Origin of the sequence: Butyricicoccus intestinisimiae (assembly GCF_018918345.1) — a bacterium.
Classification (GTDB): Bacteria; Bacillota; Clostridia; order Oscillospirales; family Butyricicoccaceae; genus Butyricicoccus_A; species Butyricicoccus_A intestinisimiae.
In genome coordinates this window covers 199,898-213,796 of the sequence record NZ_JAHLQI010000003.1, presented here as the reverse complement: position 1 = coordinate 213,796, position 13,899 = coordinate 199,898, and the positions used below count along the sequence as shown (strand labels likewise).

Genomic DNA, 13,899 nt, shown 5'->3' with positions numbered 1-13,899 from the left:
GGGGATTAAGCAGCGTTAACAAAACAATGCGGCACGCATTGTGTAACATTTACAATTGAATTTGGGAATAGCCTGTGCTATACTATACAAAATAGACAAACACCTTCTCGGATAAAGAATTGGCGCCTTTTTGTTGGCAGGAGCAATGATGACTGCGGTCGGTTCACAGGCATTTGCATATAGCTGGTCTGGCTATTTGGGTGATAACAAGTGGACTTCTGTTGCTGGATTGAAGACGAAGACATCGAAGGGATATGCAACTGCATCTTGGTCGGGGTCTGAAGGACAAGTGAAGGGATGCAAGGTTGCGATCTATACATCTGGTGGCGATTTTATTGAAAGTGTTGCTCTTACACTTCAGGGCGGAAGTCGGAGTATTACTGCTGATGTAGTGAATGGCAGAAGTTATTCCTTGAAGGGAAAATTAGTTAAAGATAGCACACGAGGAATATACAATAGCGGCTCTTGGAATCCGTAAAACATGAAATGCTCGTGCCAAGCACGAGCATTTTTTTAAAGGTGATAAGATGAAAAAATATCAGAAAAAACAGATTTTTAATATGTATACGCTGAGCGTTATCATTGCATTGCCTATCATAAGTTTTTTGTTTCTAGGATTTGATACTAGAATGCTCCCGAGATTTTGGAGACATGTCGAAGGAGTAAACAACGCGGTTTTGGGAGAAGATCCATGGGTTGTTGCGTACATACGGCTTAAAATTTCATTTGTAGACGCCATGGAATGGTATGTTTCATACGGACGGCATTTGATACCGATACTGTCCTCCGTGGCAGTGCTCCCGTTTATTCAGATGAGAGATCACTTTTTACCATTTGCCATGCCGCGTATGAAGCATCCTAGAAGGACCGAACAGCTATGGGTTATACGAGCTACAGTCATTGCTGGATGTACCGTATTCTGTGCATATTTGGCAACGATGTTGGCTATGCGCATTTGGTGTACCAGTACATACGATGCGAATAATTGCTTTAATGTATTTGTGAATGACTGGGGCTGGAATCTCAATGCAGCAGTACATCCATATCTATATGTGCTGTTATTAGGAGTTTTTAGATATTTTTTGCTTCCGATGATGTTTTCTCTTCTGACGATAGCAATTTCTTATCTAATCAATAGAGTATATATTTACTTATTGGTTCCCACGATTTACAGCTTGGTTGCCACCTCGCTGTTTTCGCAAGGAGTATCTGATGATAAATGGCCGTTGCCGCTGTTCTCTCCAGAAAATTTACTGTGGCCAAGCTCGCCGGACTATTGGGGATATGGTCATACAGTACATGGCATCTGGGGCGTTGTTTGCGCGATGGCGATTGTCATTCTTCCGTCCATTGTGATGATTTGGTACGGTATGCGCAAGCGCAGGGCGTGACGGAGAGGAGGGAAGCGTATGCGTTGGAAAACACAATGGAAGCAATTGCTGCTGTTGCTGGCTGTACTTGTCGTACTCGGTGTGATTCAGACAGATCGAGAACTCAAGCCGCTTCCCGATGCCGTGATAACAACGGTGCAACAGCGTGTGGAGACACCGAAGCCGCAGTGGACGGCGTCCGGCAACGACACGATGCTGGTCAATGCGTTTCAGACCTATGGCTTTGTTGCTTTTTCGTTTGTCGTGCTCATGGCGGCACAGAATTTGGTTCAGCTGCGCACGCCGATTCAGCTGACACGTTATCCGACATGGAAGGCATATCGAAAGCGGACATTTTGCCGTTTGATGGCATTCAGCACGGTGTTTTGGGCGATAGCTTCCGCCCTGCTGTTTGTGGTGGAACGAACGGCCTTGCTGACAGGATTGGCAGAGCGGTATTTTATTACAGGGCAATTTTATTTGGTGCCGTTTGTGGTATATGTCGTACATATGCTATTGTGCACAGCGATGCTTTGCCTGTATCAGACCAAAGCGGTTTTCGCGAAGCATTATATCGTGACACAGGCGATTCCGATGCTGTTCTTTGTTGCCAGCGGCGTCCAGCAGGGCACATGGATTCAGCAGATCAGCCCGCTTTCGTTTCCGGTCTATGACGGACTGCCGGAGGGCGGATGGATACGCGTCGTGCTGACGTATGCTCTGTGCTTTGCTGGATTGGCGTACCTGTGCCGCAGACCGAAGAAAGAGTATCTTTCGGAGGAAAAGACATGAGTAAAAAAATGTATGCGTTGGTAGTCGCTCTCATCAGTATCCTGTCTGCCAGCCAAGTTGCTCAATCCCCTGTGCTGCGGCAATCCGCGTACAGTATACATGATGCCTATGCACTTGCTTTGAGCAATCCGGTGCAGATGTACGCCTGCGGCTACGGCAGTCAATGGAATTCGTTTTCCTACTGCTATCTGGCGATGCTCATTCTCGCCGGTGTCTTTGTATACAGCAATTCGTATGCTTATCCGGAAGGATTTCGCACGCTTTCGATTTTGCGGTTTGGCTCAGAGCGCAGCTATTGGATACATACCATGCGGCGGAATGGCAAGTATGTTGCGTTTGCATCCACTGTGCCGCTTCTTTGCGTCTTTGCCGCCAATGCGATCTATACGGTCAAGCACGGCTTGGGTGCAGTGAAATTTGTGCCGTATGATTGTTTTCCGATTGTGTATATCCTGCTGTGGGTAAAGCTGCTTGCTTTTTTGACCATGCTAATTGTGTTTGCAGAGGTATTCTCTCAGACGATTTCCCGTGCCGGTATCATCGGGATTCTCGTTGTTGTTACGGTGATTTTGTTTTCGATTGATCTGCTACAGCAGCAGTCGGCACTGCTGGCGATTGGCAGTTGGCAGCAGCAATTGATAGCTATTCTTGTGTTTGTCGTTGTGCAAGCTGCGCTTCTCATCTATGGAACACGGCGTCCGTTGAAAATATAAAGGAGGAAATATATGATTCGGCTAGAACATGTGGCGAAGGCGTATAAAAATACCGTGATTTTTCGCGATTTGAGTTTGGAAATTCCAACGGGCGCATCGGTTGCCGTCACAGGCTATAATGGCAGCGGCAAAAGTGTGCTGTTAAAGCTCATCACGGGATTTTCTCGTCCTGACAGCGGAACGATTACCGTAGATGGAAACGTGATTGGAAAAGATGTTGATTTCATCCAAAATGCGGGCGTGTTTATCAATGCTCCTCAGTTTATGAACAGCGCAACAGGCTATGAAAACCTGATGATGCTGGCGGAAATCAATCGCAAGATTGGAAAAGAGCAGGTATTGCAGATTTTAGACCGTGTGAAGCTCACAGAAGCCAAGGACAAAAAGGTTCGCACGTATTCTCAGGGCATGATTCAGCGCCTGCGTATTGCGCAGGCTGTGATGGAACAGCCGGATATTTTGATTATGGATGAGCCGCTCAATGCGCTGGATAGAGATGGCATTGACATCGCGCACAGCATCTTTCAGGAATACATAGATGATCCGAGTAAAACCCTGTTGTTCGCCTCGCATAACGCAGAGGAAATTAAGACTTTTGCAACTTCTGTGCTCCATGTGGAAAACGGAACGGCGGAGTTTCAGGAATAAAGGGGCACACAGCTATTTAAGAGCAGATATACAAAAATTAAATGTAAACTTTGACAATTATAATAAAAGATTTCCGGCAGGTTTTGATATTACAACTAATGGATTAACTGGCACATATACAGCAAAAGGAAATTTGACATATCTTGTAGAGACATATACAGCTGCTTTTCCAATTCGTACAACAACAGCGACTCAACAGCTTACAATATCATAAAGTTTTGAAAGAGGAGACGTTTAGTGAATAAATCACAAAAGAAAAGCTGGCTTGTCAGTGCTGTACTGCTGCTCGCGCTGCTTGCTGTGATGGGATATGCGTTCGGCATACAACCGGCTCAGCAGAAACAGCAACGGCTGGAAAGCTATCGGACTGAGCTGTACAGCACCATGCAGATCGGCATGGATTTGTGCGGAGACAGAATAGATCGTACAGACGCGGCGACATTCAGCGAGGCGCGCGACAAGTTTCGTATGCATCAAGGGATGCTGCTCGCGCAGTATACGATGGCATATGATGACATGTCGGTGTATGATACGCCAAATGCATTGCTGCTGCTCGGTGAGTACAGCGGGGCACGAGATATTCCAGCCGATTACACTGCGTATCGGGAAGATTCTGCGGATCCAACTGGTCAGTTTCTTTTCCTGAGTACGAGCATTCTGTATGACGCATTGGGAAGCGACTCGCAGAGCATGGAAGATGTGCTGAAGGAAATCGAAGCTGACGAACGCACGGGAAAGGCAGTAGCGATGATAAAATGAAAATAAAAGCTGCTGTTGGCATAGCAATACTATGTATAGGATTCTTGTTGTTTGGGATGTTTGTGCCGATTTCAACAGAAACAGAGGAGTATCTCCTGCAAGATTTACCTGAGCAATATATGGATACAAAACAGGAATGGGAAGAAATGCAATCTGCATTTTCTCTATTAAATGGATGGAGCAGGACAACAGATACAGCATATGTCAGTACGACAAAAACTCTCTTTGGAAGAAATTGCACGGTTGTACGCATACCATATTTGTGCTGTAAGATCACAGACGTTGGTACGGCGGGAAAATCGAGTTGGAGTATTGCGTATGGCACAGTTTGCTCCGATAAAGGCACTGAACTCTGTAAAAGAACATCGTCGGTTTCGCTGACGATTCGATCTGATGATAACACGGTTATTTATACAGAAGGACAACCGATAGATGAGGCAAGCAATGTGTTACAACTTTCGACAGAACAAGTTTCGGATATGGTGACAATTGATGCTGTAACGATAGACTCTGATAAACAAAAAGATAAACCATGCCAAGTGACGATGACGTGCAAAACAACAGTGGATGGAATTGGAGAATTGCAGGTGACTGCAACTGCAGACTATTTAGGAAACACATAAAATCACATAGAGCGCACAGGGAATCAACTGTTCCCGCGTGCGCTCTTTTGCACGTCAAATTCTCGAAAGAAAGATTGTCTAATGTTTCTAATGGCGGGAAAGCGGCGGCTGTGGTATAATAAAGATACGGAAAGTAACAACTTGCGGACGGCGGAAAGGAGGCGTTCCAGATGATGACCAAGAGAAGGCTGAGACTCAGAAGAAAACTGTTGCGATGGGCGCCGTGGCGTTTCTGGGCGGCGTAAGAGGAATAGAATATGAAGTATCGTTGTCTGAAAACAGCACGCGGATGATCGCGCAGAAATGCGGTTGTCTCGCGTGCTGTTTGTATTCCTCAGAGAAGAAGGCTTTTAACTCGCATAGTCTAAACTTGTCTCTCCCTCTGGGAGAGATGTCGCGGAGCGACAGAGAGGGCTTGTGCCAGCTATATGATTCTCTCAGATTTGCCTGATACGAACTTGTCAGAATCCGCCCTCTCAGTCATTTGCTCCGCAAATGCCAGCTCTCCCGAAGGGAGAGCCAAGTATCCTTGACGAATCAGGGCAACTCGAATACAGACTGGTTTACTTGCAAACCCATCCGGTGTGTGCTAAGATTACAGGCAGACTGAACGCATATTAGAAAAAAGGAGTCAAGAATCATGCATTATCTGGATCATGCGGCGACAACTGCCGTCTTGCCGGAGGCTGCTGCGCTCGCCTGTCAGGTGATGACCGAGCAGTTCGGCAACCCGTCCAGCGTACATAAAATGGGAATCGAAGCATCCGGCATTGTAGAGACTGCGCGCCGCCATGTGGCAGCGATTCTCAACGCCGAGCCGTCGGAAATTACCTTTACTTCCTGCGGCACAGAGGCGACCAACACCGCGATTTTCGGCGCGTGCCGCCGCCGCGGACAGGGCAAGCACATCATTACAACGGCAATCGAACACGCGGCAACCCTCAACACCGTGCACAAGCTGGAACAGGAGGGCTTTGAAGTCACCTATTTACAGCCGGATGCAGACGGACACATTTCCGTGTCGGACTTGCGCGAAGCGATTCGTCCGGATACCGTGCTGCTGACGTGTATGCTTGCAAACAACGAAGTCGGAACGGTATTGCCGGTCAAGGAATTTGGCAAGATCCTCAAGAAAAAAGCCCCGAAGGCGCTGTTTCACATTGATGCCGTGCAAGGTTTGGCGCGTCTGCCTATCAAGCCGAAGCTGTGGAATGCAGATTTTATCAGCGTCAGCGGACATAAAATCGGTGCGCCGAAGGGGATTGGTGCACTGTATATCAAAAAGGGCACGCGCATTGCGCCGCTCATGTACGGCGGCGGACAGGAGCGCGGCATGCGTCCGGGCACAGAAGCTGTACCGAATATCGCCGCGTTTGGCGAGGCGTGCCGCGTGCGTCTGGAACAGATGGATGAAAACTATGCAAAAGTACAGGCGCTGTGTGACCGCCTGACAGCTGGCATCGCTGCGCGATTCTCTTGGGCAAAGTACAATGGCAAGCATGACATTCCGCATGTTGTCAACGTGTCGTTCCCAGGCTGTAAGAGCGAGGTGCTGCTGCGCATTTTGGAGATGCATGACGTATATGTATCGTCCGGTTCCGCCTGCTCCAAGGGCAAAGCCAGCCATGTGCTCGCGGCGATGAAAGTCGATCATGCAGACATTGACAGTGCACTGCGCATCAGCTTTGCCCCGTCCAATACAGAGGAAGATGTCGATGCCCTGCTCGATGCCTTGGAAGAAGGCACGGCGCGGCTGAGACGGGCATAATAACATCATATTGCATAAAAATGACACACGCTGAAAAATCGTGTGTCATTTTTTATCAGAAAAAGACATCGGCAAAAATTTCTTTGTAGAAAATTTTTGTTAAATTTTGTATACGTTTTATATTTACAATGATGGTTGAAAAATGATATAATTTAGAACAAGAAGAGAAGACGACATTTGGGAATAAAATAAGTATGGATAATTTACAAGATTTTTGAATCATTTGAAGTGAGGAGGTTAAGTGTATGAGTAAATTGAATCGATTATTGAGTTGTATGGTGGTAGGAGCTGTTGCAATATCGTCAATAGCAATCGGGACTAATGCTGTGGATATACCGGCGTCCAGAAATTTTCGTGATGACTACAATTCCGAGGAAATATCTTCAAACGAAAGTATTATTTTTAACTCTTTGCCTTCTGCTGGTGTTTCATCGACTATTACTGTGAATGAAGTTGTTTCCGCAGATAGCACGGCATGGACTGAAACGATTCTGGATGAAGAGTCCTATGCGACACTTTTGGTTGAAAAATCTGGAATGAATGCTGATTCTGCGCAGAGTTTAGCGCATGAGACTTTTTTGGAGCTTGAGCGTGAAAATTCTAAGAATCGGAGCGCGCGAAAGGTTGTAACGACAGTATCACAGACCTATTATCCTTCTGGTTGTAAGCCATACGGTATAGGTATAGAGTATGGCTTCTATGCATATAAGTCATCGGGATCTACATCGGTATATGAGGAGGTTTGGAGTCCATGGGCAATTGCTGCGGGTTCGGGTCCTCATACATATGTTGGCGGAGGTGTTTCCGCTAAAGTTAGCGGTGGAAGTGTTTATTTTAATGCTAATGGAAACTTAGAAGTTGCCGTACAAAGAAATTATTCTGTAGAAGGCAATATAAGTAGTGGTACTCTTGTGAATATTGGTTTTTCGTCAAGTTATACTGTTGGAATCACGACCTATTATCGGAGATATATATCGTATTCTAAAACCTTTACTGGCGGCTGGTAAATCATAAATCTATGGAATTTCAGGATATAGGAGGTGCTTCGCATGGAGAATATGCTTGGGTTTATGAACAGCGGATTTTATACTGCGATGCAGTATCTTTCTATCCTGCTCAACTTTGTGCTGATTGTGGCTCTGATTGTCCTGATTATCGTTGGCATTCGGTTTGTTCTCATTCTGTCTGCGGTGTTGAAGAAACGTATCCAGACACAGAAGCTCCCGCCGGATACATCATCGGAAGATAACACACCGGAATAACATACTGAATCACCTGCCGAAAAAGCAGGTGATTTTTTTGTTTACCGATTAGTTGTTATTTTGTAATGGAACTGTAGTTGTATCGCCGGCTGTATTTTTTTATACTGAATATAAAGAAGCAACGGGAGGTGTTTGTCGTGACGTTTGGTTGGTTCAGCGTATTTCATCTTTTGATGATTGCTGCCTTGCTGATTCCAAATGGAATTTACATGCTGCAAAATAAGCAGGCGAAAAATAAATGTGCCAGTCGCTGCATGAATGTGCTGGAACAGATTGGCAGATATGGCTGTATGCTCCTGATGATTTTGTCGGTCAAAGGGGGAACGTCGGATGGTTTGCTGGCGATTTATGAGGTGGGCAGCTTGATGTGCCTGCTGTTGTATGTGCTGCTGTGGCGGCATCTGCTCAAAAGCAAGGCTGTGTACACGGCATTCGTGCCAATCGCTGTGCTGGCCGTGCTGTTTGCGCTGCTGTCTCCGGTGCTGGTTGTGCTCGCTGTCGGTCTGACCGGCATTGTGTATGTGATGATGCGGGCAAGCAGATGCACCTGCAAAAAATCGTGGATTTGCATGGCGCTGGCGATTGTTCCGGCTTTGCTGTTCCTGCTGTGCGGCATTACCCTGCACGCTTGGATGCTCACAGCGGTAGCTGTCATATTTGCCCTGAGCCATCCGTATGTCACGTGGTGTAATGTGCAAACGGACTGATACCCGTGTTTTTCTTGCAAACCTGTATGCGCTGTGATAAGATAAGCAGGTGAATCATTGAAAAATTTATCACTTGAATGAGGGTTTGAATATGAAAGAAGTTTTACTGTTAAAGCTCGGCGAAGTCGTGCTCAAGGGTCTCAACCGCCGCCGCTTTGAGAGCCGCCTGCTCGCCAATCTGCGCCGCCGTGTATCCAAGGTCGGTAAGTGCAGCGTGTATATCATGCAGTCTACCATCTATGTAGAGCCGGCAGACGGTGTGGACATGGACGAAGTGCTGGATGCCGTGCACAATGTATTCGGCGTTGCAGCAATTTGCCGTGCAGCGGTCTGCGAAAAGGATATGGACGCTATTTGGAACACGGTCAATGAATATCTGGGCGATGAGCTGGAGAGTGTCCAGCGCTTCAAGGTTGAGGCAAAGCGCTCGGATAAGAAGTTCCCGCTCAATACCATCCAGATTTGCCAGAAAATCGGCGGCGATCTCGATGACAAGTATGAAAATCTGATTCCGGACATGCATAATCCGGAGCTGCGCGTCAATATCGAGGTGCGCGACAAGGCGGCATATGTACACGCAGGCAAAATGCCGGGTCCTGGCGGCATGCCGGTCGGCACCAACGGCAAGGCGGCTCTGCTGCTGTCCGGCGGCATCGACTCTCCGGTTGCCGGTTATATGATGGCAAAGCGCGGTCTGGAGCTGTGCGCGGTGCATTTCTTCAGCTATCCGTATACCTCGGAGCGCGCGAAGGAAAAGGTCATGGAACTGGCGGAACTGCTGACCCACTATGCAGGCCGCATGGAGGTCTATGTTGTTCCGTTTACGGAAATTCAGGAAGCCATCCGCGATAATTGTCCGGAGGATATGTTTACGCTGATTATGCGCCGCTTTATGATGCGTCTGGCAGAGCGTGTGGCGCAGGAGCATGACGCCGGTGCGCTGATTACCGGCGAGAGCCTGGGTCAGGTCGCTTCGCAGACCATGGAGGCGATGAGCGTCACAGGTGCGGTTTGCTCGATGCCGGTGTTCCGTCCGGTAATCGGCATGGATAAGGAAGAAATCGTACAGATTTCCAGAAAGATCGGTACATTCGAGACCTCTATCCTGCCATATGAGGATTGCTGCACCGTCTTTACGCCGAAGCACCCGCTGACCCGTCCGAAGAAGTTCAAGGTGGAGGAAGCGGAGAAGGTGCTGGATGTCGATGCGCTCGTAGAAAAAGCGCTGGCTGGCGTGGAGTGCGTGACACTGTAACAATATCATCAGGAAATATTCATAAAATTGCAAGAAGTTATGCAAGAGCACATCTGCACATGCGCAGATGTGCTCTTTTTTGGCTACACTTGAAAAAAATTGGATATTTCATCAAAAATATACAAATTAGTGGTTGCATTATGCGGCGGACTATGGTATACTTTAACCATGATAGATTGTTAAAAAAATAACAACTCTATAGTAGCTGCGGCAGGCGTTTTGATAACAGGAAACAGGTATGGAGCCTGCGCGTTAAGAAATGAGGTATTTTGTATGAAAGTAGCAGTTGTTGGTTCTGGCGTAATGGGTCTGGGCATCACCCAGGCATTCGCACAGTCTGAAGGATATGAAGTAAATCTTTGCGTTGTCTCCGGCAAGGGATTCGACCACAAGCGTGCGCTGCTGGAGAAGCCGCTCAAGCGTCAGGTTGCGAAGGAAAAGATTACACAGGAGCGCATGGACGAAATCATGGGCAAGATCACCATCTGTGACATCAGCGGATGCAAAGAGGCTGATCTGATTGTAGAGTCTGCCATCGAGAATCTGCAGGCAAAGGAAAAGCTGCTGAAGGAGATTGAGGAAATTGCAAAGCCGGATGCGCTGATTGCATCCAATACATCGTCCTTGTCCATCACGGAAATCAGTGGCGAGCTGACCCGTCCGATCATCGGCATGCACTTCTTTAACCCGGCGGCTGTCATGAAGCTGGTCGAAGTCATTCCGGGCATGACTACCACCCGTGAAATGGTTGAGACGGTCAAGAAGATTTCTGAGGACATCGGCAAGGTTCCGGTAGAAGTTATCGAGGGTCCGGGCTTTGTTGTAAACCGTCTGCTGATTCCGCTGATTAACGATGCGATTCAGATCTTTGAAGAGGGTCTGGCTTCTGTAGAGGGCATCGACACCGCGATGAAGCTGGGCGCAAACCATCCGATGGGCCCGCTGGCTCTGGGTGACCTGATCGGTCTGGACGTTTGCCTTGCTATTATGGAAGTTATGTACCATGAGACGCTGGATCCGAAGTATCGTCCGGCTCGCCTGCTGCGTAAAATGGTTCGCGCCGGCAGACTGGGTCAGAAGTCCGGCAAGGGCTTCTACGAGTACAACGAACTGGGCCGCATTATTCCAGGCTCTGCGCTGTCCACGATTGGATAATTTGTCGAATATATCGGCGCATGTGGAAATTTTTCCACATGCGCCTTTTTTCGTGCTTTTCCAATTCTTGCAGATTAACAAAAAATATGCTATCATGAAAATAATAAAAAGACGGCGAGCGGAAAAACAGAAAGGAGCCATTGTATGACACAACCGGAACTGGAACAACAAGTGGCGCGGTGTTTGACACAGCGCGGGCTGACGCTTTCTGTTGCAGAAAGCTGCACCGGCGGGCTGCTGTCCGCACGGATTACCGATGTGGCGGGTGCGTCAAAATTCTATAAAGGCGGCGCCTGCACCTACTGCAATGAAATCAAGCAAAAAATTCTCGGCGTGCGTGCGGAGACGCTGGAGACGTATACGGCTGTGTCGCAGCAGACAGCGGCGGAAATGGCACAGGGCATTGCGCGCGTCTATGGAACCGATCTCGGCGTTGGCATCACCGGCTATGCCGGTCCGGACGGCGGAGAGGACGGCACACCGGTCGGCACCATTTACATCGGACTGTTCTGGAAAGGAAGCACGCAGGTTCATAAAATTGTATCTCCGCATGGACGTTCGCAGGCGCGGCAGGACGCGGCGGATGAAGCGCTGTGTATGATTCTGCATGCCATAAAAGAATAAAAACAGGATAAAAATGAAGAAGATTGGAAAATGTCTGTAAAAATCCACATTTTTTCTGGACTTGTTTTTACAAATGTTGTATAATATTCCTACAAACGAGAAAGGGAAGTCCGCAAGCTGCGCCGGATGGGAAACCGGCGGCAAATAGGAAAGACTTTTTCGTGTATTCGTGTGTTTGATGAATGATTTTGAGAGGGGAGATGGCACCAATGGAAACGAATGAAAATGAGAAGTTGGAGAGCCGTCTGCAAGCATTTCACGACGGAACCGAACAGCGCGCGTGGGAATGGCTGGGTGCGCATCGTGCCGTGAAGGACGGGAAGAAAGGCGTACAATTCTGCGTTTGGGCGCCGCATGCTGCGGATGTCTCCGTGATTCATGAGAAAAGCGGCTGGGCGCGTGATTTGGCACCGATGACCCGCATGGCGGAGGATTCGGAATTCTGGAGCTGCTTCCTGACAGACATCGAACGCTACGATTGCTATAAATACAGCATTCGGACAAAGGGCGGTCAGGTTTTTGATAAATCTGATCCGTTTGCTTTCTATGCAGAAGTGCGGCCGGCAAATGCATCGCGCTATTATCCGATGGACGGGTATGTATGGGGCGATGCTGACTGGATGCAGCGCAGAAAGATTGCACCCGAACCGGTGAATATTTATGAAGTACATCTTGGGTCGTGGCAGACAGCGGAAGACAGTTCGTTTTTTAATTATCGCGTCATTGCAGATCGGCTGATTCCGTATTTGTGCGAGATGGGGTATACCCATTTGGAACTGCTGCCGCTTTTGGAGCATCCGTATGACGGCTCTTGGGGATATCAGCCGCTGGGCTTTTTCGCCGCAACCAGCCGGTACGGTTCGCCGCATGACCTGATGTATTTGATGGATCGCTGCCATCAGGCGGATATCGGTGTCATTTTGGACTGGCCGGCTGCCGGATTTCCGACCGATGCGCATGGACTGTTCATGTTTGACGGACAGCCATGCTATGAAGCGTGCGAATCCGACCCGAAGGATATGGTGTACGGCGTACAGAAGTTTGATCTCGGGCGCGGCGAAGTGCAGTCGTTCCTGCTGTCCTCTGCGATGTTCTGGATTACGCAGTTCCACGCAGACGGTCTGCGCGTCAGCTCTGTGCAGCCGATGCTGTATTTGAATTACCAGCGCGAAGCGGGTGAGTGGAAAGCAAACCAATTCGGAGAAAATTGGAATACAGACGGCGCGCGATTTTTGCGCACGCTGTGTGATACCGTGAAGCAGCAGGAACCAACCGTGCGCATGATTGCGAGCAGCACGGGCAAGTGGTCCTCTGTGACCAAGCCGACGGCACTCGGCGGCCTTGGATTCACCGCTATGTGGCGCGATACATGGGTACAAGAAGCGCTGACGCACTTGCAGCATACGGACGATCCGGAAGCATTGGCGGATTGGCTGTCGCTGTCTCTGCTCAACAGCACCGGAGAGCGGTTTGTTTTGCCGCTGTCTCATGATGCCGTGTCACACGGCGCAGGCTCTCTGCTGGCACGCATGCCGGGAGAGTACCATGAAAAGTTTGCACCGCTTCGGCTGCTGTATGGCTTTGTCATGATGCATCCGGGTGACAAGCTGCTGTTCATGGGCGGTGAGTTTGCACAGTACACCGAATGGGCGTGTCATCATGCGCTGGACTGGCAGGATTTGGACTGTCAGGCAAACCGGCAGATGAAAGCCTATGTGCAGGCGCTCAATCAATTTTACCGCGGCAATCCGGCGCTTTGGACGAGCGACAGCACCGAACAGATTGTCCGGATCAATCGAGATGCCGACAGTCCGGGATTGCTTGCGCTGGAGCGGAGAAGTCCGGACGGCGAACGGCTGCTCGCGGTCATGAATTTGACCGCACACAAGCTGACCGGCTGCCGCTTAACCTTGCGGGATTCGGAGGAGTGGGAGGAAGTTTTCTGCTCTGACGCAATCGCATACGGCGGAACGGGAGAGTCCGGTGCTGTGACAAGCAAAAAACAACAGGACGGCAGCTGCCGCCTGACGATGCAGATGCCGCCGTACTGCGTTCGATTTTTTAAACAAAAGAAATGAGAAAAAATAGCCAACAAACATTGCCGAGAGGCAGTTTTTGATAGAGTGGGAATTTCAGGCAGAAGAACGTAAAATCTTCTGAGAAAACGCTGCAGGCAGCTTGGCTGCGTGCAGAGGAAAAGCTAAAATTTAACAAAGATTGGAG

15 protein-coding genes are annotated in these 13,899 nt (G+C 48.7%); all 15 read left to right on the top strand.

All coding sequences use genetic code 11. The annotated features are described in order from the left end of the window. The first annotated feature begins 133 nt into the window (after positions 1-133). Complete coding sequence (locus KQI75_RS07535) at positions 134-478, top strand: hypothetical protein (protein WP_216470125.1); 345 nt, start codon at positions 134-136, stop codon at positions 476-478. Positions 479-527: 49 nt separating this feature from the next. Further along, the gene (locus KQI75_RS07530) at positions 528-1,391 is read left to right on the top strand and encodes a hypothetical protein (protein WP_216470124.1); all 864 of its coding nucleotides are present in this window, start codon (positions 528-530) and stop codon (positions 1,389-1,391) included. 18 nt (positions 1,392-1,409) lie between these two features. After that, positions 1,410-2,162: a hypothetical protein gene (locus KQI75_RS07525; RefSeq protein ID WP_216470123.1), complete on the top strand. Its 753-nt coding sequence runs from the start codon at positions 1,410-1,412 to the stop codon at positions 2,160-2,162. Next, on the top strand, positions 2,159-2,875 hold the full coding sequence (locus KQI75_RS07520; RefSeq protein ID WP_216470122.1) for a hypothetical protein: 717 nt from the start codon (positions 2,159-2,161) through the stop codon (positions 2,873-2,875). The genes KQI75_RS07525 and KQI75_RS07520 overlap by 4 nt, the downstream gene beginning before the upstream one ends. 12 nt (positions 2,876-2,887) lie before the next feature. Beyond that, positions 2,888-3,523 (top strand): ATP-binding cassette domain-containing protein, encoded by a 636-nt coding sequence (locus tag KQI75_RS07515; protein ID WP_216470121.1) that lies wholly within the window; start codon positions 2,888-2,890, stop codon positions 3,521-3,523. Positions 3,524-3,760: 237 nt separating this feature from the next. Then, the gene (locus tag KQI75_RS07510) at positions 3,761-4,282 is read left to right on the top strand and encodes a hypothetical protein (RefSeq protein WP_216470120.1); all 522 of its coding nucleotides are present in this window, start codon (positions 3,761-3,763) and stop codon (positions 4,280-4,282) included. Next, complete coding sequence (locus tag KQI75_RS07505; protein ID WP_216470119.1) at positions 4,279-4,905, top strand: hypothetical protein; 627 nt, start codon at positions 4,279-4,281, stop codon at positions 4,903-4,905. Before KQI75_RS07510 ends, KQI75_RS07505 begins: the two co-directional genes overlap by 4 nt. Positions 4,906-5,545: 640 nt before the next feature. Further along, complete coding sequence (locus tag KQI75_RS07500) at positions 5,546-6,673, top strand: cysteine desulfurase family protein (protein WP_246566490.1); 1,128 nt, start codon at positions 5,546-5,548, stop codon at positions 6,671-6,673. A gap of 245 nt (positions 6,674-6,918) precedes the next feature. Further along, positions 6,919-7,680, top strand: coding sequence for a hypothetical protein (locus KQI75_RS07495; RefSeq protein WP_216470118.1), 762 nt, complete (start codon positions 6,919-6,921; stop codon positions 7,678-7,680). 42 nt (positions 7,681-7,722) lie between these two features. Next, entirely contained in the window at positions 7,723-7,935 is a 213-nt protein-coding gene (locus KQI75_RS07490) for a hypothetical protein (protein ID WP_216470117.1), read from the top strand. 137 nt (positions 7,936-8,072) lie between these two features. Next, positions 8,073-8,642 carry a hypothetical protein gene (locus KQI75_RS07485; RefSeq protein ID WP_216470116.1) on the top strand — a complete coding sequence of 190 codons (570 nt, stop codon included), beginning with the start codon at positions 8,073-8,075 and terminating at the stop codon, positions 8,640-8,642. A gap of 91 nt (positions 8,643-8,733) precedes the next feature. Beyond that, the gene (thiI, locus tag KQI75_RS07480) at positions 8,734-9,897 is read left to right on the top strand and encodes a tRNA uracil 4-sulfurtransferase ThiI (protein WP_216470115.1); all 1,164 of its coding nucleotides are present in this window, start codon (positions 8,734-8,736) and stop codon (positions 9,895-9,897) included. 273 nt (positions 9,898-10,170) lie between these two features. Beyond that, positions 10,171-11,052, top strand: a complete 882-nt coding sequence (locus KQI75_RS07475) for a 3-hydroxyacyl-CoA dehydrogenase family protein (RefSeq protein WP_216470114.1) — start codon at positions 10,171-10,173, stop codon at positions 11,050-11,052. A gap of 144 nt (positions 11,053-11,196) precedes the next feature. Then, positions 11,197-11,676 (top strand): CinA family protein, encoded by a 480-nt coding sequence (locus KQI75_RS07470; protein WP_216470113.1) that lies wholly within the window; start codon positions 11,197-11,199, stop codon positions 11,674-11,676. 209 nt (positions 11,677-11,885) lie between these two features. Beyond that, complete coding sequence (glgB, locus tag KQI75_RS07465) at positions 11,886-13,754, top strand: 1,4-alpha-glucan branching protein GlgB (protein ID WP_216470112.1); 1,869 nt, start codon at positions 11,886-11,888, stop codon at positions 13,752-13,754. Positions 13,755-13,899: the final 145 nt, after the last annotated feature.